This window comes from Streptomyces sp. NBC_00316 (assembly GCF_036158715.1).
Classification (GTDB): Bacteria; Actinomycetota; Actinomycetes; order Streptomycetales; family Streptomycetaceae; genus Streptomyces.
In genome coordinates, this window is the sequence record NZ_CP108023.1 from 1,293,970 (window position 1) to 1,314,354 (window position 20,385).

The following is a 20,385-nucleotide window of genomic DNA, read 5'->3' on the forward strand; positions in this document are numbered from 1 at the left end:
AGGGGAAGGCGCGGTGTGAATTCTGGGGTGAAACGGCCGGTTTGTGGTCAGCTGGTTCCGGAGTCCTCGCTCCATGACGACCCGGCATGTCGCCGTACCGAACGGCGCACTCTCGATGTCCGTAGTAAAGAGCCCGCTCTCGGAGGAGAACCGACGGATCACGGGCGACGCACTGCAAGGTGCCCTGACCGATCTGCTCGACCTGTCGCTGGTGGCCAAACAGGCCCACTGGAATCTGTACGGCCCTCGCTTCCGGTCGATACACCTGCAACTGGACGAGGTCGTGACTGCTGCTCGCGCCTACGCGGACACCGTGGCGGAGCGGGCGGCGGCCATCGGTGTGAGCCCGGACGGCCGTGCAGCGACCGTTGCCAAGACCAGCGGTCTTCCCGGCTTTCCCGAGGGCTGGATCTCGGACGAGCAGGTGGTGGCGGTGCTCGTCGAGGCGTACGGCATGCTGGTCAACCGGATGCGCTCACGCATCGAGGCCACGGAGAAGGCCGACGCGGTCTCCCAGGATCTGCTCATCGGGCTCACAGCCGAGCTGGAGAAGGAGCACTGGATGTTCCAGGCGGAGAACCGGGGATAGCCACTCCCGCGGTTCGCGCCGAGGGCCCGCTCCGGTGCGACCCGGCGGGCCTGTCCGTCTGACGGCGTATCAGCGGCGGTTCTCGCTGACCGTCCCTGCCTCGCGCAGGCCGCCGGACCGCACGGAAGGCGCGGTGGCATATTCCAAAGCCCGCGCTTCCGGTCGGACCGCCCTCGGTTAGGATGCCCGCACCGGGGGTGGAGAGGCGGCGGTCCGTGCGCAATGGGGGAAGGCCGGACAACGGAAAAGACGCCGGCGGGCGCCCGCGCGCTGCCCATGGGTGGGAACCTCCCCGCATCCGCGGCCGCGACGACGTGCTCGCGCTCGTACGGAACTCGCTGCGACGGCTGGAGAACCGACACGGCCCAGAAGTGATCGTCATCGAGGGCGTGCCCGGCTCGGGCAAGACGCGCCTGCTGGACGAGGTGTGCGTGCTCGCCCGCACAGCGGGCATGCACGCCTTCAAAGGCGGCGGCGACCCGGAGGGGCAGCTCGCCCCCATGGCGCCGCTGCTCGACGCATTGCTGGCCACCGAGGCGCCTGTCCTGGACCGGTCGGCCCTGCGGGCCGGGGCCACGTCGACCGACCAGCGCTTCTGGCTCCTGCGCGAAATTCAGGACCGGTTGGAGCGGGCGGCGTTGGAACAGCCCCTGGTCATTGTTGTCGACGACGTCCAATGGTGTGACGAGGCCACACTCGCGGCGCTGCGCGCGCTTCCGGAGCGACTGTCCGGCCATGCCGTCATGTGGGTTCTGGCGTCCCGGGGCGAGGCACCGGATCACGTCGAGCAGACACTCGGCCGGTTGAAGGAGGCAGGGGCGGCAGCGGTCTCGTTGACGCCCTTGGACAGCGGTGCCGTGGCGGACGTGGTGGCCGACCTGCTGTCGGCCACCCCTGGTCCGGATGTCCTGTCCGCCGCACGAGGTGCCGAGGGCCGCCCACTCCTGCTCGTCGAGCTCGTGCGGGGCCTGCGGGAAGAGGGCTTGATCGTCATGGAGGGCGACAGGGCCCGGCTCGTCGGCGGGCGCATCCCTCTGCGCTTCCGTGAGTCCGTCGACCAGCGGCTCCAGCAGGTGTCCCCCACCGCCCAGGAGCTGGTGCGGGTCGCGTCCGCACTCGGCCGTGAGACCCCGATCGGCCAACTGGCCGAAATGATGGACCGGAAGCCCGCCGAGCTCCACCCCGCCGTGCGGGAAGCGCTCGGATCGGACCTGATGGTGGGTGACGGGGTGCACCTGCGCTTCCGCCACGACCTGATCAGGGAGGCCGTGAAGGCGGGCATTCCCACGACGGTCCGGCGGCTGCTGCGCCGCAGAGCCGCGGAACTTCAGCTCCGCCACGGCGTACCCGAGGTGGAGGTGGCCCTGCTGGTCGCCGAGAACGCAGAACCGGGCGACCGCTGGGCCATCGACGTACTGCGCCGGGCAGCCGCCGAACTCTCGTCCGTCGAGCCGCACATGGCGGCCGAGATCAGCCGCAGCGCCCTGGACCTGACACATGACGGAACCGCTGAGCGCGGGCTGCTGCTCGCCGAGACGGTCCATCTGCTCTGGCAGAGCGGGCGGGCCGCCGAGGCGCGAACCATGGGTAGCAAGGCCCTCGAAGGTCTGCTGGAATCGGAGGCCGAGGGCCGCATCCGTCTCGGACTGGCCATGGCTTCCAGCCGGCACTCGTTCACGGAGGCGGTGCGCCAGTGCCGTGACGGACTTTCCCTGCCGACGCTCTCTCCCGGTCTGCGAGCCCGGCTCCTCGCCATGCTGTGCGTCGCTCTCGCCAGCAGCGGGGAGGTCCAGGCGGCCGAGCGCACGCTCCGGCCCGCCCTGCACGCCGCGCGGGAGGCGCAGAACCTCTCGGCGGAGGCGTCGGTCCTGTCCATCGAGTCCGTGGTGCGTTTCTACCACTTCGACATGGACCTGGCCCTGCGCAGGATCGACGAGTCCCTCGAGATCGCGAGCCGTCTGGACGGGCCGGCGCTGTCACTGCCCCACCTGTGGCGGAGCATGCTCCTGAGCGCCGTCGGCGAAGCCGACAGGGCCGTCGAACTGGTCGACACGCAACTGCGGCAGGCGTTGACGGACGGCGAGGCGGACCTCACGCGCATGCTGCTCATGACCCGCTGCCGTCTCCTCCTCGACGCGGGCCGGCTGTCGGACGCCCGGGCCGAGGCGGAGGCCGTCCTGTCCATGGTCGACGAACTCGGGCCCGGTGACTTCGTGGACGCCACGGCCCGGTACACCCTCGGCCGTGTCGCCCGGCATCGTGGAGACCCGGCAGGCGTGCGCGCGGCGGCCGAGCACGCGCGACGGATGCTGGGTGACGACTCGGTCCTGATGCGGAACACGGGCGCCTGGCTGGGTGCCCTGTCGGCGGACGCGACCGGTGACCTCGAGGCCGTCGACCACTGCACACGGTACGCGGCCGAGTCCTTCGAGCGCCTCGGTCCCGCCCTGGCCGGCCCCGAGGATCCGACGGACCAAGCCCTGTATGTGCGGATCACTCTGCGTGCCGGTCTGCGGGACCGGGCGGAAGCGGCGACCCGCGCCGCGGAGCGGCGCGCGGCCGCCGGCCCGCGGTATCCCGTCCTCGCCGCCGCGGCGGCACACGCCCGGGCGCTGCTCACCGGTGATGTCCCGCTGCTGCGGCGAACGGTCGACCTGCTGGAGAGCAGCTCGCACCGGATCGCACGAGCCTCCGTGCTCGAGGACCTGGGGGTCGCGCTGGCCGGTGAGGGGGACGCAGAAGCCGTCGGGCGCCTCGACCAGGCGCTGGAGCTGTATCTCGAGGCGGGAGCGGACCGGGACGTGGACCGGGTACGGCGCCGTCTGCGGGAAATCGGCGTGCGGCGTGGTTCGTCGGAAGGCGAGCGGCGCTTCGGTCTCACCGCGTCCGAACTGAAGGTCGTACGGCTGATCGCGCAGGGCGCCACGAACCGGACCGCCGCCGAGGCGCTCTTCCTCTCGCCGCACACCGTGAGTTCCCACCTGCGGCACGCCTTCGCCAAGCTGGGTGTCAACTCCCGCGTGGAGCTTGCGCGTGTCTTCGCGGAACTGGAGGACGAAGACCGCAGCGGCCCGGCCGGCTGACGGGCGCCCGTGCCGGCTCACTCGACCACATGGCCGGGAAGCGCCGGAAGTACCCGGTGAGGGCTTCGAGGTGGCTCTTCCGGCACGGAAGCACTCGTGCACCTCGGGGTACAGCTTCACATCGGCCGGGTGTTCGCAGCTGCTGCAGTGGGATCCCGTCGTTGCCGGGACGGTCGAACAGTGCCCCGTCGCGGGTCCAGGTTGAGGCCGGGCAGTCATGTGACAGATGCCGGGCGCCCGCGAACGCGGAACCCTTGAAGCGGCAGGGCAGCCACCCCTCGCCTCCGGTGAGGGACCCACGGAGACGTGTCCGCGGGTCACCACGCACGCGGGCTCGTCCCCGAGGACGCTCGTCCGCCTTCCTCCCCCGGTGCCCCCGCGGCCGGGGCGGGAGACGAGCGCCGTGGGTGGTGGAACCGGTCGTCATCCCGGGTCGGGGTGCCGCTCGTCCTGCCGAGGTGGCCCGGCCCCTGGCTCGAGCCGGGCCGGGCCACCGGACCAAGCGTTGCAGCGCACGAGTACGGCCGGCACGGCGCCCATGACAGGCGACGGGCCGGCCGGGCCGCTGGGACATCCGTCCGCCGGCCCCCAGCCAGCGTGCCCGGCTCGCGCGGCAGGCGAGAGGATCCATGAACAGGTCGTTCCCGTCGGCGCGCCGGAGCGACGCTGTGGGCCGACGGCTACCCGGCAACACCAAGGACGTGGTCGACGAGAACCCACCTGGCGTGCTGGGCTGCCCCCCTTGGGGACCCGGCGTGGGCGAGCTGATTCACGCGGGCACCGTCGTGATAGTGAGTGAGGGGCCGCTGGAACACCCGTGGCAACGCCGTACCCGCGGTTCCCACCACGCGCGAGATCTGCCTGAGCTGCCCGAGGAATACGTACGGTCTCCGGCCCTGACTGCCTGCCCGGCTTGGGCCGGGCAGGCAGTCAGTCAACGCTCCAGGAGACTGTCGGCGAGTGCATCCCAGTCGAGCAGCTCGTTCTCGCTGCCTTGGGGAACCAGCCCGTAGGTACTCTCGAGCCACCGCCGTATCTCCGGCAGGCCCGCCTCGAACGTGGCACGGCCATCCGGCCGTTCGAGACTGAAATACATGTAGGGACGCGGACTGTGGCGACGGCAGGAAGGCCACACCTTGAAGTCCCCTTCACCACTCGCTGCCTTTGTGCCGGCGAACAAGAGGTCACGCGACACCACCCAGGTGATGCAGATCCCGGTCTCCAGGATGAGATCGATCCCCACCGCGAACGGATCGTCGAGGCTGTAGCGGAAACGGCAGCTGATCGTTTTGCGTTCCCCGAGTGTGAACAACGGGCGGATGTCAGTGAGGAGTTCCGGAACCTCTTCCCAGGCGGTGATGTGCGGCTGCTTGTCGGCCATGTCATTGCTCCCTTCCCGGCAGGCGGATCCCTCCCATGCTGTGGTGGCGGCGCCTGACAGGCATCGGTCGAACGACTGGCTGCACGCCCTCGACGGACCACCGCGCCGTCGGGATCCGCGGAAGCGGCGGCTCCGCAGGGCCGCTCCTGGGAGATGCACGATGCGCTGCTGAGCCACCAGGGCGCGCTGCGACCGGCCGCGCGTTCGAGCCCGAGAGGTGACACGTGGTCAACAAGAAAGGGCCTCGGCCCCGAAGCGCGTCAAAGACTTGGCCCGTGTTGCCGCAAGCGATCGGCCCGGCCCCGCCATGGGCGGTGCCGGGCCGATGTCGTCCTGCGGAAGGACGGGCGGGACGAGGAGCGGGATGCTCAGCTCTCGGAGGGCACAGGCCCTTCCGGTGCAAGGAGAACGGCCAAGTCGCTGGCGTGGGCGACGGCGTCGCTGACGCGCGGGTTGAAGAAGGCCGCGACCGCGCCGCGGTGGTGCGGGCTGAGGACCAGGAGATCGGCCTGCTGCTCACGCGCCGCCTGCAAGATCGCTGCGGGAATCTGGCCGGTCACGGCACTGATGACGTCACCTTGCGCCGCGACTCCCTCTTCCCGCAGCGTGGCGAGTGCCTCGCGGAGCACCTCCTCGGCCTCTGATTGCTCCTCGACGGGCACGGCGGTGTCCCAGGCGACCATGGTTGCCGCGATGTGGATGACATGAACCTTGGCGCCGGTCAGGCGGGCCATGTCGGCCGCCATGCGTATCGCGGAGTGGCGGGCGGGACTCGGATCGACAGCAACAAGGATGGTGTGGAACATGGGTCTCCTCCGTGAGGCAGGTGGGGTCGGCATACTTCGAGCCAGGGGGCATCGGTCGGGGGTTCCGGGTGCCGTCCCCGGGGACCGAGAAACTGCGTGCCGAGGCGCGTGAGCTGCGTCGGCGGGTGCCGGCGCAGGACGAAGGCGACGACGATGACAGCGGAACGGGGAGGTGGGCCCGCGGGAACGGGCAACGCGGCCACGGCGCAGGCGGCGGTCAGGACCGACCACCATGCTCTCCATGACAACATCTTCCTTCCGAGGCGCAAACCCCTGATCCCAGGTGTCCGTCAAGGCGAAAAGTCCAGCAGATCCCCCGATTGCATCTCGTGATCTCCTCTAAATGGCCCACCCGCTTCCGGTGTTCAGGATCCGGTCGGCTCCAGTGCGTGGATCGCGGACTCATACATCCGCGCGATTGACATACGCCATGACCACATCGTCGGGAACAACATCCTGTCACACGCTGTTCAATCGGTGTCGCGTTCTCGTCGGACCTCGCGCACGATGCACGCCGAGCCCTGTCCTGGCCGGCTGCTCCGTGGTCCAGCGTGACCTGGATCAGGCCGCGCCGTATGTGGACGCTGACGTCCGAGCAGTGATCCGTACGATCAGGAGCTTGTGATGAAGGAAAAGGAAGTAGTCCTGCCCGACCTACGAGGAAAGCTTGCCGTGGTGACCGGGGCGAGCGACGGCGTCGGTCTCGGGCTGGCTGAACGGCTCGCCCGCGCCGGTGCCGAACTGGTTCTCCCGGTACGCAACGCGGCCAAAGGAACCAACGCTCTCGAGCGCATCAGTGCGCACGTGCCGGGAGCGCAGGTCTCCACTCGCGTCCTGGACCTGGCTTCGCTGATGTCGATCGAAAGCCTCGCCGACAGGCTGACCACGGAAGGCCGACCGATCAACCTCCTGATCAACAACGCGGGAGTGATGGCGCCCCCTGTCCGGCACACCACGGAAGACGGTTACGAGCTGCAGTTCGGGACCAACCACCTTGGTCATTTCGCGCTCACCGCGCGTCTGCTGCCCTTGCTGCGTGCCGGTCGGGCTCATGTGACCACCGCGACCAGCAGTGCCGCGCGTGGCGGCCGAATCAGCTGGGACGACCTGCAGAGCGAGGAGCGTTACTCGCCGGTGCGTGCCTATGGTCTGTCCAAGCTGGCCAACCTGTTGTTCGCACTGGAGCTGGACTGTCTCAGCACAGCGGGCGGGTGGGGCATCGTCAGCAATGCCGCCCACCCCGGTACGACACTGACCAATCTGTACGCCTCCGGACCCAACCTCGGCCGTACGCGCCCGAGCCACTACGCGACGGTGATGAAGCGGCTCGCACGCATGGGCGTTCTCGTGCAGTCCGTCGACGCCGGGCTGCTCCCGTTGCTGTACGCGGCCACCAGCCCGCAGGCAGCGGGCGGACGTCTGTACGGCCCGGACGGCTGGGGCGAGTTCACCGGCAGTCCCAAGGAACTGACGGTCTACAAGTCGGCCCGGAGCGAGGCCGACGCAGCCCGGCTCTGGCGGGTCTCCGAGCGTCTCACCGGCGTCACGTTCGCGGCAGTCTGAGGCAGCCGAGCGGTCTCAGGGCCCAGATCGAGCGACCGGGCCGGGGGCATGGAGGACAGAGCGGTACGGTTCAGGGCGGGCGGGCAGTGGCGGGAGATGCCGAGGGGGTTCGGTGCCTGACCGACCTGGAACCCGAACCCCTGGGCCCATCGCAGCTGCAAGGGTTGCTCACTCGCAAGGGAGCGAGTCCACGAGCTTCTGCGCGGTCTTCAGGTCTCTGCTGTCCGCGGCATCGCCGAGGGCGAGGTTCCCGACGGGTCTCGATCGGCGGGAGCACGCCGAGAGAAGCACGTCACACTCTCCGACCTGTCACAGTTCGCCGGCCGTCCCGGTCAGTAGTGTGTATCCGCACTACCGCAAGGAGATCACACCATGGATGCGCGACTCGACTACTTCGGCAATGCGCTCGGAGCCAAGGTGCTGAAGCACATCAATTCCGCCACCAAGGTCGCGTCGGACTCGACGCTGCCGCATGCGACGCAGGAACTGGTGAAGATCCGCGCCAGCCAGATCAACGGCTGCGGCTTCTGCACCGACATGCACACCAAGGACGCCGCCCAGGCGGGAGAGACCCAGCAGCGCCTGAACCTGGTGGCGGCCTGGCGGGAGGCCACGGTCTTCACCGACGCCGAGCGCGCCGCGCTGGAAGTGGCCGAGCAGGCCACGCGCATCGCCGACGCGGCCGGTGGAGTCACGGACGAGGCCTGGGCGAACGCCGCCAAGTACTACGACGAGGACCAGCTCGTCGCGCTCATCTCCCTCCTCGCCATCATCAACGCCTACAACCGCATCAACGTCCTCACCCAGCAGCCCGCCGGCGCCTACCAGCCCGGCCAGTTCGGCTGACACACCGGCACCGCCACCGGACACCTGCCGTCCGTCTCCACGTCGCCCCGACCAACGACGGGGAGACGGACCTCCGGCCCCAGCCGGTCCGCTGACGGCGACGCTCTTTCACGGCCGCACCACCGACCTGCGCGCCGTGATTCCCTCCGTGCCGCCGGCCTCACCACCATGGGGCCGGTGCCGGCGCAGGTCGTCGGCGGCCGCTGTCCACCTGACGGCAGAACACACTGTTTCGAGCGCTCGCACACGGTGGGACGAGCACCCCTGCCGCGAAGCGGTGCGAGCGTCTGCTCCGTAGTTCGACACCCGGTGAACATCGCGCAAAGGCATGCAATACCCGGCCATCCGCCCTGCGCTTCCCGGACCGCGTCGCCATCGTCACAGGAGCGGGCTCGGGCCTCGGCCAGACCTCCCCCGCCACGGTTTTCGCACCATCACGGGAACAACTGACGAAAGCAGGTACGGTGACCGATTCGACTCTCCCCCCTCTGCATCCGATGCCGGACGACTGGCAGCGCGCCCTTGCCGTGGTGGCCCATCCCGACGACCTCGAGTACGGATGCTCGGCCGCTGTCGCCTCCTGGGTTCAGGACGGCCGTGACATCGCCTATGTCCTCGCCACGCGTGGTGAGGCCGGTATCGACACGCTGGCGCCGGCCCGAGCCGGGTCGCTGCGGGAGGATGAGCAACGTGCCAGTGCCGCGGCTGTCGGTGTCGGCACGGTGGAGTTCCTCGACCACCACGACGGTGTGATCGAGTACGGTCTCTCCCTGCGCCGGGACATCGCCGCCGCCATACGCCGTCACCAGCCCGATCTGCTGATCACCCTGAACCACCATGCGACCTGGGGTCCGGGTGCCTGGAACACCCCGGACCACGTAGCCGTGGGACGGGCCGTCCTCGACGCGGCGGCGGATGCCGGCAACCGCTGGATCTTCCCGGACCTGGCTGAACAGGGGCTGCAGCCCTGGAACGGAGTCCGGTGGGTGGCCGTCGCCAATTCGCCTTTTCCCACGCACGCGCTGGCTGCGGACCGTGGCTTCGAGCAGGCGGTGCAGTCTCTGCTGCGGCACCGCGCGTACATCGAGGCATTGACGGACGAGGATCCCGAGACGTACGTACGCCGATTTCTGACCGACAGCACTCGTGCGCAGAGTGCGCGGTTCGACGGGCAACCAGCGGTCGTCTTCGAACTGTTCAACCGGTGACGGGGCCGGAGAAAAGCACGATCCCTTCTCCTGACCGGCCTCGGATGTCACAGACGTCCACGATCCTCGGTCTTCTGCAGCACACACGTACACGTAGGCATCCATGACTGAGAGATGGTGAACATGTCGTACCCGGAACAGGTATATCGGGGAGACAGCGGTGAGGTCAGCGCCGTATTCCGTCCGGTGAACACGCCACCCGGTACCGGTGAGGCCGGAGAGGACGCCATTCACTACCTGGCGACCACAGAGACCACCCGAGGCGAGTTCGGGCTCTACCGAGTCGAGATGAAGGCGAAGGCGGGCGGGTCGGAACGGTTCCCGCCGACCCTCACGGCGCTCCCGCAACCGCTCTGCCCGATCGGGCCATGAGCAGGTCCGACCGGGGCGACGGACCGTAGGAACCCGGCCTGGCGCACCGGAGAATTCATGCCCTCCTTCCACCTGCGGGGCGGGCAGTCGAATGACAGATGCTCGGGCTCGGCGTACAGGCCAGCCTGTCCCTTAATCCGTTCCGGACGTTTCCCACCGCCGTCCGGGATGACGAGTGAGCATCATCGCAACAAGCAGGAAGCAGGGGACGATTTGAACGCCGCACAGACGTCTTCCACCGAAACGATGGAGGAAGCCGTTTCCGTATTCATCGCATTCCGTCCACGGCTCTTCCGTATCGCACACCACATACTGGGAAGCGCGGCCGATGTCGAAGACGTCGTCCAGGACGCGTGGCTGCGCTGGCAGCACACCGACCGCACCCAAGTACTCGATCCTCCGGCCTACCTGGCACAAATCACCGTTCGTCTGGCCCTCAACGTCGTCCAGTCCGCCCGTTCTCGTTATGAGAGCAGCGCCGGCCCCAGGCTGCCCGACATGGGCGACACCGGCCCGGACCTCCCTACCAGGGCCGAGCGAGCGGAAGCACTGGACCAGGCCCTGGACCTCCTCCTCGAAAAGCTGAATCCCAGGGAACGGGCTGCCTACATTCTCCGCGTAGCCTTCGACTACCCCTACAGCGAGATCGCCGACAATCTTCAGATCAGCCCGATCAACACCCGCCAGATCGTCAGTCGGGCCCGCAAGCGCCTTGTGGCGGAGGAACGCAAACCGGCGCGCACGGTGGAACACAAGCGACTCATGAACGCGTTCGTCACCGCAGCGCAGTACGGCAATCTCACCGGCCTGGAAAATGTCCTGGCCCGCGACACCGACGGCGATCCGACCGGAGACGGCCGGCGTCGGCGCCGGCCGCAGCACGCCCTGACCCCTGCGCCGGGGCGCGCATGCGGTGCCGGGCGCAGTGCCTGAGGACATCGGCCGCACCACTCCCACGGCCTTGCCTGCCGCCGAACGCGTCGAGGGCGGGGTGGCATGGCAGCCACCCCGCCCTCACGGGTTGCCGGCCGGTCAGTGGACCGTCCGCGCGGCTTCCTCGATGATGTGGGCGACGTCGTTGGGACGGGAGACGCTCACGGCGTGCGATGCGCGGACTTCGACGGTGTGGGCGTGGGCGCGCTCGGCCATGAACCTCTGGACCGCCGGGGGGATGTTGAGGTCCTGGGTGGCCACGAGGGACCAGGACGGAATGGTCTTCCAGGCGGGCTCGGAGGCGCCTTCCTGCAGGGCGGAGTTGGTCACCGGTCGCTGAGTGACCGCCATGAGGTCGGTGGTGTCGTTCGGGACGTCGGCGGCGAACTGGTGGTGGAACTTGGCCTGTTCGATGTAGAGGTCCGCGTCCTGGGAGCCGTCGGGCAGGGTGATCGGGACCGGGCGCAGGGCCTCGCCGAGTGTGCTGCCGGGGAATTTGCCGGACAGGTCGATCGCGCTCTCTCCCTTGTCGGGCAGGAAGGCGGCGATGTACACCAGGGCCTTGACGTTCCCGGTGCCGGTGGCGGCGTTGCTGATGACCGATCCGCCGTAGGAGTGGCCGGCGAGCACGACGGGCCCGTCGATGCCGGCGAGGAGGTCCTTGAGGTAGGCGGCGTCGCTGCTCAGCCCACGCAGCGGGTTGGCCGCGGCGACCACCGGGTAGCCGTCCCGCTTGAGCCGCTTGACGACGGCGTTCCAGCTGGTGGAGTCGGCGAACGCGCCGTGGACGAGGACCACGGTCGGCTTGGGACCGGGCGAGGACGGTCCCTTGCCGGCGGTCGCCGGAGCGACCGACACGGCGAGCAGCGCACCGGCGACGCCCACCGTGGCCATCAGGGACAGAGGCGTACGGGCACGCCGGAGGAACGAAGGTCGTTTCATGTCAGGGCCTTTCGGGGCGATTTGGTTCAGCCGGGTCCGGAAGGGACGGCACGGCAGGGGTTTTGCGGCAGCACGCTGTCGCGTCTCGAGTCACATGGGGACGCGCCGCCCGTAGGCGCGGTCGGGGGTGCGGCACGGGTGGCGCGTCCCGCGTGACTCGCCCTGTTCCGGTTGTCGGACGCTTGTGTCGGAGCGGCGGGCGGCAGGGGTTGTGTGCCGTGCGACGGCCCGCCGGCCCGATCTCAGTCGGGCGGGTTCGGTCTCAGTCGGTGTGCAGGGCGCTGCGCAGGCTGGTGATGGCCTGGTGCATCGCGGCGGTGGCCGCGTTCGTGGGCCGGATGGGGTTGAGCATCATGAAGTCGTGCAGGGTGCCGTTGTAGCGGATGCTGGTGGTCGGGACGCCGGCTTCCGTGAGCTTGCGGGCGTATGCCTCGCCCTCGTCGCGCAGGACATCGTTCTCGTCGACGAGGACGAGCGCGGGCGGCAGACCCTCCAGGTCCTGCAGACCGGCCCGAAGCGGCGACGCGGTGATCTCGGCCCGCTGGGCCAAGTCCGTGGTGTAGCAGTCCCAGAACCAGGCCATGGCCTTCGCGGTGAGGTACGGGCCGTCGGCGAACTCCCGGTAGCTCGCGGTGTCCTGGGCCGCGTCCGTGACGGGGTAGTACAGCGACTGGTGCACGAAGGACACATCACCGCGCTGCTTGGCCATCAAGGTCAGCGCCGCGGTCATGTTGCCGCCCACCGAATCACCGGCCACGGCCAGACGCGACACGTCCAGCCCCTCTTCGGCACCGTTCTCCGTGATCCACCGAGCGGTCGCGTACGCCTGCTCGATCGCCACCGGGTACCTGGCCTCCGGGGAGCGGTCGTACTCGACGAACACCACCGCCGCATTCGCACCGACCGCCAGCTCGCACACCAGACGATCGTGGGTACCCGCGTTCCCGATCACCCACCCACCGCCATGGACGTACAGGACGACCGGCAGCACACCCCGGGCACCGGCCGGCTTGACGATCCGCACCGCCACCTCACCGACCTCCGCCGGCACCGTGACCCACTTCTCCCACACCTCGGGCTTCTCGATCGGCGCCGCCTGCAGATCATCGAGGACCTTCCGGGCACCCTCCGCACCCAACTCGTACAAGAACGGCGGACTGGCCGTCGCCCGCGCGAGCTCCCCAGCCGCAGACTCAAGCACCGGCTTGTTCACCACTTCGTTCTCCTAAGGGGTAGCAATCCCGTATGACGCTTTCACCCTTAAGACCGGTCATCCACCAAAGATGTGACATGTAGTGATCCATCACCGATGGGATCGTGACCGCGAACCGCCCGTGATCCCCCTGAACTCCTGCTCGGTGGGCTTGGCGATCTGCGTCCCTTTCCCTTCCCGCCGGGTGAGGTGGAGGGCTGGGGCTGCTCCAGGGGGCGTTACCGATGCACTGCATGACATCTCGCATACGCGATGCGGCGCAGCGTGTGAGACACCGTCGCCCCTCCGTGTGGTCCGTCACCTACGCCTGCCGGAGGATGCCGGAAGTGTCCGACGGTCTCCTGGGTTGGCTCGTTCACGGCCGTGCTCCTGGGACAGGATTCCCGAACTGCCTTCGCCCTTATGACCGGCCGGACCCGAAGATGTGACATCCCGAGACGGGTGCTCGTCCCCTCACGGGTATGGTGGCAGCGGCGTGTCCCGGTCGACAGTGACTTCACAACAACGATTCGGCCTGGACGAGACCATCTGGCACCCGCACGACCCAAGTTGCACGCGGGCAGGGTGCAGCGTCGCATTGCCCCGCCTGCCACACGTGTGGCGGAGTGCGCTCGGCGCACAGCCTCATCGACGTTGCCGCATCGCAGGGATCACACCACCATGAGTCACTCGCCCTATGCAGACAGTGCCTGGTATCGGCCGATGCTCGCCCGCCATTCCGGCGAGGATCACCGCACCGCCACCGCGCTGGAGCTGTTCTTCGATCTCTGTTTCGTTGCCGCCGTTTCCCAGGCCGCCTCAGCCTTCGAGCACGGGTTCGCCGAGGGGCACCTGGGGCACAGCCTGCTCGGCTATGCGCTCGTGTTCTTCGCGATCTGGTGGGCCTGGATGAACTTCACCTGGTTCGCCTCCGCCTACGACACCGACGACATCCCGTATCGGCTGCTCACCCTGGTCCAGATCTCCGGGGCTCTCGTCCTGGCCGCCGGCACCACACAGGCGCTCACGCACGGGAATTTCGAAATCATGACCTGGGGCTATGTCGTCATGCGGCTGACCATGGTCACTCAATGGCTGCGTGCCGCGCACACGGACCGGGAACGCCGCGCTTCCTGCCTGCGCTACGCCCAGGGCATCTTCGTCCTGCAGTTGGGCTGGCTGGCCCGCCTTGCCCTGCCCGACGAGGGTGGTGTCGCATCGTTCTGCATCCTCGCCCTGGGCGAACTCGCGGTGCCCGTGTGGGCCGAGCGTGCGGCCGGGACCACGTGGCACCCGCACCACATCGCCGAGCGCTACGGCCTTTTCACACTGATCGTGCTCGGCGAGTCCATCACGGCTGCCACGCTTGCTGTCCGGACCGCGCTGGACAGCGACGCGGAACTCGGGTCCGTCCTCGTGATCGCGCTGGGTGGGCTGCTCACCGTCTTCGCCCTGTGGTGGCTCTACTTCACCCAGGACGCACCACGCCGTCTCTCCAACCAGACCACGGCGATGCTGTGGGGATACGGCCACTACGCCGTCTTCACCTCCGCGGCTGCCGTGGGCGCCGGCCTCGTCCTCAACGTCGGCCACGCCACCGGCCACGGCGCGCTCACCGATCACCAGGCGGCAGCCTCCTACACGGTGCCCGTCGCCGTCTTCATAGCCAGCGTATGGCTTCTGCACCGACAGGCAGCGCAGCTGCCCACCCTGGCCAACGTCCTCCATCCGGTCGCTGTGCTCACCGTCCTCGCCACCACGTTCACCCCGATTCCCGTACTCGGCACCGGTGTCGTCGCGGGGCTCCTGATCGGTGCGACACTCACCGTGGTCCGGCGCGCGGAGGTCAGGGCCGCACTGCCCGCCTGACGAGCATCGAATACGCACCCACCTTGCAGGACGGGATCTGGCACGGACCTGAAGCAAGAGGCGGACCGGTTCCTGGCTCTGTAAGCCGTTGGCAACGCCTCCCTGCAGATGTCCGGGTGCCACACGGCAGAAGGATCCCCTCCTGCCCACGACCTCAGCTCGAACCCGTTGCGTTTCCGAACAAACAGTGGCAAGAATGGATGAGGCACAGCTTCATTGTTCATTGTCCCAAGCACCGCCGAAGCGCATTCGCCGGCAAGCCTGGAAGCCACGGGTGCTCAGCCTGGTCCAGGCCGAGCCTGCTCCTGCATATGATGTCCGCCGGGTCCGTCCCGGCGTTCGGCTCGAGTGACATCGCAGGTGAGCCAGGCGGGAACGCGAAAGGTTGAGGACGAGAGGAACACATGGTCTCCGCAGCCCGCACGGCACATAACATCGAGATCACCGCCGAGAGCCTTCAAGAGGACCTCGCCCGCCTGGAAGTCCAAAGGCAGGCGCTGGAAAGGGAACTGGCCGCGGTCGTCGCCCATCTCGGTTCCGTCCAGCGCGCCCTCGGCGCCCTCCAGGCGTTGATGTCCGAGACGGGTGACGCACCGTTGTCCGACACCGCAGAGGCCGACCACGGCACGCCCTCCTCACCCGCGCAACCGCACGCGGACACACTGCCCCCGGACCGGGCGGACGCCACGACCGCGCCCGGACACCGGGCCCGGCGGCCGGAGCGCCGGCCCGATACCCAGAAGCCCGCTCCCCCGGCCGCCCGCTCCGGCGCGACAACCGGTTCCCGGACCGCCACCGACGGGGACACGAGCTACGGCAAACTGACCGAGCAGATCCTGGAGTACTTCGCCGGAGTCGGCAACGTCGACGTGCGCGCCCGCGACGTGGCGGCGGTTCTCGGCCGTGATACCGACAGCGGCAGCATCAACACGGTCAGGAGCACCCTGGACCGCCTGGTCGGCGCCTCCCGTATCCGCCGCACCGGACGAGGCCTCTACCGCGCCAAGAAGTCCTGAGGACCCACCGCAACGAGACGGTCCACAAGCGGACGAACAACCCGGTACTGGCAACCCACGCGCTCCCTGTGCATCAGGCCGACAAGCGCTCCTTGTGCGCGGGCAGCCCACACGATGCACCGGGCTGCCCACCGCCTCCCGCCCGCGCCTCCGCGGAGAGGTGCCCCAGGTATGCCGCACTGCCCGCTGACCGTGCTGTCGCCGAGAGGATTCGGGTTCCATATCCCCCGCCGGCGTCGGCCCAGCGGGGAGACAGCCCAGGCGCCACCTACGGGGGACAGGAGGACGAACCCGGAACACGACACCTGAGCGGCTCTGGTCGCAGGTGCCAACACGTTCGAGCGTGCTCCACGGAAGCCGTGTCCGACGCGACGCCCACAACGATGTGATCAGCGTACCAGGGACCCCGACGGTTCCACACTGTTCTCAGTAAGCGATGCCACAGTGTGTGCCCCGTTGGCGTGCGCTCGGCATCCCCGGCATCTCCCGGCAGGCATTGCTCCACCGCGCCGCCTCATGACCTGGCGCCCGGTCGGCGCCAACGACCAGCGATTTTACGCTACATATGCAAGAGATTCCTTCCGGCGGACTCCGAGCGGGGCGACAAAGGACAGCGGGGGCTACCGGCGCGTGTCGTCCGCCATGTTGTGTAACAGTGTGATGACATGCCCCAGCGTGCCTTGATCGCTGTCGACCTCCTGACGCAATATCTGGGAAGTGTGAACGCTCTGTATCAACCCCCCGCTCTTCCGTATCCCGCTGAAGACCCTGCCTCACCCCTGTCTCCCGGCACGCACACGATCGTCGTCCAGCACGGGCCCTCTCACGTCGAACAGCGCTACCACGTGGCCGGCGCCGGCCCGGTGTGCATCGCCCACTCCGGTGGACCCGGCATCGGCTGGGAATACCTGCGCATGCCGATGCTCGAACGCAGCCTGACCATGGTGTACATCGAGCCAGTGGCACGGGCGCATCCGGTCGACTCACCGCCCCCCACGACTACACCCTCGCCACGTACACCCACTTTCTGCACGCCGTGATCGACCATCTCGCCCTTCCGAAGATCACGCTGATCGGCCATTCACATGGAGGGTGCGTCGCACGCTCGTCGCTCCGAACTGTCGCAGTCGCTCCCCGGCGTCTCCGATGCCTCCATCGAACTGAGCACTTGCGGGGTCGGTCACCGCCCGGAGCGTGTGGGGCGTCACGAGAGGGGCCGATGTAGAAGTGCCAGCACCAGAACGCGGAAGCGACGACAACCCCCACGATCACGAGGCCGCCAGGTCCACCCAGCACTTTCGCGGGAACCGGGCGCCTGCGTGGATCTGAGAACGCAGCCAACAACAAAAGCAGTGCCGACGGCAGGAACAGGAACATCCCCACAAGGACGCCCAACACCCCCCAGACCGCGAGCGCCAGTCCCACGATCACGCAGGCCCGCTTGAAGCTCTCAGGGCGCCGCTGAAGAAAGATCGGCACCGTGACAGGCATGGCTGTCAGGAGGAACAGCGGAACCAAAAAGCTGTCCAACCCGAGAAGTAGCGCCGGCACGGCCACGAGCATCGCTCCCACCGGGAGGCTCCGCTGCACCCAGTGAATTCTTGCGCCGTACGCCGACATGGTCTCTACGGCGGATCTCCCTCATGCGAGCCGTTGAACATGTTCAAGCTATCGGACGGTACCGAGCGTGGCACGCGTGACCAGCCGTATGCCGGGCAGTCGCGACCCAGAGCGTCGTGGTCATTCGTACAGCGGCGCGCTCGCCCGCCGAAGGCGGACGGGATGGGAGCTGGGGTACGTAGTGGGTTGAGGAGCGAAGTTTCGGCGGGCGCGACCACTCGCCCCCTGCACTTCCCGCTCCGCCCGGGTGGGCAGCTCGCCCGAGTAGGCTCCCAGCGATGCAGGGAGGGGCACCGTGGAGAGTCGTGGCGATGCATTCGCACTCTTGATCTGGGGAGCACCCTCGGCCGGGTTGATGATCCCGGCGGCCACGTCTGTCCTGATCGTTCGTTGGCGAAGAGCGGCGATCAGGTCTCTGGAAGGTGTGAGCGCGTCTCGTCAAAAAGGTCCGGGTTCATGACGTCAGCGGCTGCCACCAGCAAGCGGGAAACACTGCTCAACGGCGAACCTCAGCGGCTGGCCTGCCGATGGCAGCCCGCCCTGAAGGCCGGGATTCCCTGCGGAGATCAGGGGTGGACGTCGCCGCTGCGGGAAATCAGCGGATCGCCCAGCTCGCCGCCCGCGGCCTGCTCGACAACGGACGGCTGATCTACCTTACCGAGATCACATCGAGGGCCCCTTCAACGACAGCTGGTACGGCAAGCTGTTAGCCGCGGCGAAGGCCGGCAGGTTCGCCAAGCTCCAGCTCAACGGCGGTGGACGCATCGTCAGGCAGGTCGAAGAAGTCCCCCGGCGGGCGCTTCGTCCACTACCAGCCGGCCAACCACCTCACCCACTCCCCCGGCAACCTGCTTGACCAGATTCGACGAGGACGCTGATGCCCGGTTCGAAAACTTCTTCGAGCGACTCAACGGGCTCCTCTGAGTGGTGCCGCCAGAGCTAGAAGGATGTGCTGGATCAGCGGTCACTGACGTGGTCGAGGCCGCGCAGGAAGGGGTCAGGGCCCGCGCGGCCCCGGGGCCGCGAACCTCCGACTCGTAACCACCGGGGAATCGGGAGGCGTTGGTCAGCGAAGTGCCTTCCGTACCCCGATCGCTCGATCAATCTTGCCGAGTGTGGTCTCGATTTCGGATACGACCAGCATCGCGGCCTCCGGGTGCTCCTTGATGGCTCGGGTTACGGCAGGGCCGCTGATGGCCTTCGCTGCGTCCGTGACATGAGCGAACGTCTTCATGAGTCGGCGGATGTCCGCGGAGTCTGTCGGGTCGGGCTTCGTGCCGTTGCCCCGCTGCTGCGTTAGATCTGATGGGCAGGGCGACGGATGCTGCGGTGCGCCGGAGCTCTCGCTGGCGGCGGTGCCGTTGGTCAGTCGGCTGCCAGGGGTTCAAGGATCTTACGGACAGCACGGATGACGTCCGCGGGGGCCGAGTCGGAAGGGATCGCCGGCAACTGCTGGACTACCTCCTTCAAGGCGCGGCTCGTGACCGGCTCCCGGTGCGGGCCAGAGTGTCGTAAACAGCCACCGCCGCCGGGGCGCCGCTGACCTTGGGCCCGGCCCGCCGCTCTGGAGCGGTGGGCCGGGCCCAAGGCACGGTTATGCGGGAACGGCCTGCGCTGCGCGGCTGGACGCGGCGGCCTCCTTCGTGGGTGCGATGACCGAGCTGGTCGCCACGGTGAGGGCGCCCGCGACGGCGATCACGATGAAGGTCGCGTCGGTCCCCCAGGCGCCGTGCACGGCTCCGCCGATCCAGGGGCCGAGGATGCCGCCGAGCCGTCCGAAGCCGAGCATGAACCCGGTTCCGGTGCCGCGCGCCTGGACGGGGTAGGCCATGGCGCACGTGTTGTTCAGCATGAACTGGCTGCCGATCAGGAAGAACCCGGACGCGGTGGTCACCGCGACGATGACGAACGGGTTGTGCGTGAGGATGACGCTCACCGTCGCCAGGGCGCCCACCGTGCACCACACCGCGAGGCTGCCCCGCCGTCCGAGCCGGCGGTCGGCGACGTAGCCGCAGAGGATGCCGCCGAGGAACGGGAGGCTGTGCAGCGCGGCGCCGGTGCCGAAGCCCAGCGAGAAACTGTCGCCCCGCTCCACCAGCAGGTTGGGCGTCCAGGTGGACAGTCCGTAGTTGACGAAGAGCAGCAGGAACGCCGACAGCCACAGTCCGACGGTGGTCCGCAGGTACGGCGGGCGGAGCGGCAGCAGCCAATCCTCGCGCGACCGCGTAGAGCGCCCGGCGTCCGGCCGGACCGCCGCGAAGACCCCCTCGCGGTAGGCGGACGCGCGCTCCGGCCGCACCCGGCTCAGCAGCCGGGCCGCCTCGGCGGTGCGGCCGCGTGCCGCGAGGTACTCGGCGGACTCCGGGAACACGGCCAGGAACGCCAGGCCGACCACGCCCGCCCCGGAGCCCACGTAGAACAGCACCTGCCAGCCGTGGTGCACGGTGTACAGCACCCCGATGACCGCAGCGCCCACAGCGCCGAGCGAGAACCCGGCGGCGGCGAGCGACGCCAGCCGGAACCGGCTCTGGCTGGGCAGGTACTCGTTGATGTACGCGGTGCCCAGCGGCATGACCACGCCGAGACCCAGGCCGGTGACCACCCGGATCGCGAGGAAGCCGCTGTACGAGTCCACGAACACCGCGGTGAGCAGGCTGAACACGCCGGAGACCAGCAGTCCGCCGATCATGGTGGGCCGGCGGCCGAACCGGTCCGCGATGACACCCTGCACCAGCGCCCCGAGCATCACGCCGACCAGTCCCGCGGAGACCAGGAGCCCGGACTGGGCGGAGTCCAGGTGCCAGGCACCGGCGACGTAGTGGATGACATAGGAGGGGGCCAGCACGTCGTAGCCGTCGAACAGGATGGCCAGCAGGACGAGGCCCACCAGCATCCAGTGGAACGGGCGTAGTGGGGCCTCGTCCAGTTCGGTCCGGACATCTATCACTCTGTCGTCCATGGTCAG

16 protein-coding genes are annotated in these 20,385 nt (G+C 68.6%); 10 read left to right on the forward strand and 6 right to left on the reverse strand.

Annotated elements, in window-relative coordinates:
- Nucleotides 1–115 precede the first annotated feature (115 nt).
- Together OG878_RS05850 and OG878_RS05855 are read left to right on the forward strand one after the other, a co-directional pair.
- Complete coding sequence (locus OG878_RS05850; RefSeq protein WP_328891143.1) at nt 116–589, forward strand: Dps family protein; 474 nt, start codon at nt 116–118, stop codon at nt 587–589.
- 182 nt (nt 590–771) lie between these two features.
- Nucleotides 772–3,672, forward strand: coding sequence for a helix-turn-helix transcriptional regulator (locus OG878_RS05855; RefSeq protein WP_328885771.1), 2,901 nt, complete (start codon nt 772–774; stop codon nt 3,670–3,672).
- A gap of 934 nt (nt 3,673–4,606) precedes the next feature.
- Here the strand turns inward: OG878_RS05855 and OG878_RS05860 are convergent.
- Together OG878_RS05860 and OG878_RS05865 are read right to left on the reverse strand one after the other, a co-directional pair.
- Complete coding sequence (locus OG878_RS05860) at nt 4,607–5,053, reverse strand: SsgA family sporulation/cell division regulator (RefSeq protein ID WP_328885772.1); 447 nt, start codon at nt 5,051–5,053, stop codon at nt 4,607–4,609.
- 368 nt (nt 5,054–5,421) lie between these two features.
- A complete protein-coding gene (locus OG878_RS05865) occupies nt 5,422–5,859 on the reverse strand; it encodes a universal stress protein (protein ID WP_328885773.1) in 438 nt (145 codons plus the stop codon).
- Between the two features lie 624 nt (nt 5,860–6,483).
- On the opposite strand from OG878_RS05865, the gene OG878_RS05870 reads away from it, so the two are divergent.
- From OG878_RS05870 to OG878_RS05885, 4 genes are all read left to right on the forward strand, one after another.
- The gene (locus OG878_RS05870) at nt 6,484–7,422 is read left to right on the forward strand and encodes an SDR family oxidoreductase (protein ID WP_328885774.1); all 939 of its coding nucleotides are present in this window, start codon (nt 6,484–6,486) and stop codon (nt 7,420–7,422) included.
- 372 nt (nt 7,423–7,794) lie between these two features.
- Nucleotides 7,795–8,268: a carboxymuconolactone decarboxylase family protein gene (locus OG878_RS05875; protein ID WP_328885775.1), complete on the forward strand. Its 474-nt coding sequence runs from the start codon at nt 7,795–7,797 to the stop codon at nt 8,266–8,268.
- A gap of 464 nt (nt 8,269–8,732) precedes the next feature.
- Complete coding sequence (locus tag OG878_RS05880) at nt 8,733–9,476, forward strand: PIG-L deacetylase family protein (protein WP_328885776.1); 744 nt, start codon at nt 8,733–8,735, stop codon at nt 9,474–9,476.
- A 540-nt stretch (nt 9,477–10,016) separates the two neighbouring features.
- Entirely contained in the window at nt 10,017–10,781 is a 765-nt protein-coding gene (locus OG878_RS05885) for a sigma-70 family RNA polymerase sigma factor (protein ID WP_328885777.1), read from the forward strand.
- Between the two features lie 99 nt (nt 10,782–10,880).
- Here OG878_RS05885 and OG878_RS05890 read toward each other — a convergent pair whose 3' ends face one another.
- Together OG878_RS05890 and OG878_RS05895 are read right to left on the reverse strand one after the other, a co-directional pair.
- Entirely contained in the window at nt 10,881–11,723 is an 843-nt protein-coding gene (locus tag OG878_RS05890; RefSeq protein WP_328885778.1) for an alpha/beta fold hydrolase, read from the reverse strand.
- A gap of 262 nt (nt 11,724–11,985) precedes the next feature.
- Nucleotides 11,986–12,936, reverse strand: coding sequence for an alpha/beta hydrolase (locus tag OG878_RS05895; RefSeq protein WP_328891144.1), 951 nt, complete (start codon nt 12,934–12,936; stop codon nt 11,986–11,988).
- A gap of 660 nt (nt 12,937–13,596) precedes the next feature.
- Between OG878_RS05895 and OG878_RS05900 the strand changes: the two genes are divergently transcribed.
- The 4 genes from OG878_RS05900 to OG878_RS05915 all read left to right on the forward strand — a co-directional run bounded on the left by OG878_RS05900 (nt 13,597) and on the right by OG878_RS05915 (nt 18,068).
- The gene (locus tag OG878_RS05900; protein WP_328885779.1) at nt 13,597–14,784 is read left to right on the forward strand and encodes a low temperature requirement protein A; all 1,188 of its coding nucleotides are present in this window, start codon (nt 13,597–13,599) and stop codon (nt 14,782–14,784) included.
- 404 nt (nt 14,785–15,188) lie between these two features.
- A complete protein-coding gene (locus OG878_RS05905) occupies nt 15,189–15,800 on the forward strand; it encodes a hypothetical protein (protein WP_328885780.1) in 612 nt (203 codons plus the stop codon).
- Nucleotides 15,801–16,665: 865 nt separating this feature from the next.
- On the forward strand, nt 16,666–17,025 hold the full coding sequence (locus OG878_RS05910; protein ID WP_328885781.1) for an alpha/beta fold hydrolase: 360 nt from the start codon (nt 16,666–16,668) through the stop codon (nt 17,023–17,025).
- 851 nt (nt 17,026–17,876) lie between these two features.
- A complete protein-coding gene (locus OG878_RS05915; RefSeq protein ID WP_328885782.1) occupies nt 17,877–18,068 on the forward strand; it encodes a hypothetical protein in 192 nt (63 codons plus the stop codon).
- Nucleotides 18,069–18,486: 418 nt separating this feature from the next.
- On the opposite strand, the gene OG878_RS05920 is transcribed toward OG878_RS05915, so the two are convergent.
- Nucleotides 18,487–18,654 (reverse strand): hypothetical protein, encoded by a 168-nt coding sequence (locus tag OG878_RS05920; RefSeq protein WP_328885783.1) that lies wholly within the window; start codon nt 18,652–18,654, stop codon nt 18,487–18,489.
- Between the two features lie 360 nt (nt 18,655–19,014).
- Nucleotides 19,015–20,379, reverse strand: coding sequence for an MFS transporter (locus OG878_RS05925; protein ID WP_328885784.1), 1,365 nt, complete (start codon nt 20,377–20,379; stop codon nt 19,015–19,017).
- Between the last annotated feature and the right edge of the window lie 6 nt (nt 20,380–20,385).

What these genes read in the sequence shown, in the direction of transcription:
- OG878_RS05860 (WP_328885772.1), bottom strand. Translation starts at nt 5,053, where the DNA reads ATGGCCGACAAGCAGCCGCACATCACCGCCTGGGAAGAGGTTCCGGAA.
- OG878_RS05900 (WP_328885779.1), top strand. Translation starts at nt 13,597, where the DNA reads ATGAGTCACTCGCCCTATGCAGACAGTGCCTGGTATCGGCCGATGCTC.
- OG878_RS05875 (WP_328885775.1), top strand. Translation starts at nt 7,795, where the DNA reads ATGGATGCGCGACTCGACTACTTCGGCAATGCGCTCGGAGCCAAGGTG.
- OG878_RS05925 (WP_328885784.1), bottom strand. Translation starts at nt 20,379, where the DNA reads ATGGACGACAGAGTGATAGATGTCCGGACCGAACTGGACGAGGCCCCA.
- OG878_RS05870 (WP_328885774.1), top strand. Translation starts at nt 6,484, where the DNA reads ATGAAGGAAAAGGAAGTAGTCCTGCCCGACCTACGAGGAAAGCTTGCC.
- OG878_RS05915 (WP_328885782.1), top strand. Translation starts at nt 17,877, where the DNA reads ATGACGTCAGCGGCTGCCACCAGCAAGCGGGAAACACTGCTCAACGGC.
- OG878_RS05850 (WP_328891143.1), top strand. Translation starts at nt 116, where the DNA reads ATGTCCGTAGTAAAGAGCCCGCTCTCGGAGGAGAACCGACGGATCACG.
- OG878_RS05920 (WP_328885783.1), bottom strand. Translation starts at nt 18,654, where the DNA reads ATGAAGACGTTCGCTCATGTCACGGACGCAGCGAAGGCCATCAGCGGC.
- OG878_RS05885 (WP_328885777.1), top strand. Translation starts at nt 10,017, where the DNA reads ATGACGAGTGAGCATCATCGCAACAAGCAGGAAGCAGGGGACGATTTG.
- OG878_RS05890 (WP_328885778.1), bottom strand. Translation starts at nt 11,723, where the DNA reads ATGAAACGACCTTCGTTCCTCCGGCGTGCCCGTACGCCTCTGTCCCTG.
- OG878_RS05905 (WP_328885780.1), top strand. Translation starts at nt 15,189, where the DNA reads ATGGTCTCCGCAGCCCGCACGGCACATAACATCGAGATCACCGCCGAG.
- OG878_RS05865 (WP_328885773.1), bottom strand. Translation starts at nt 5,859, where the DNA reads ATGTTCCACACCATCCTTGTTGCTGTCGATCCGAGTCCCGCCCGCCAC.
- OG878_RS05855 (WP_328885771.1), top strand. Translation starts at nt 772, where the DNA reads ATGCCCGCACCGGGGGTGGAGAGGCGGCGGTCCGTGCGCAATGGGGGA.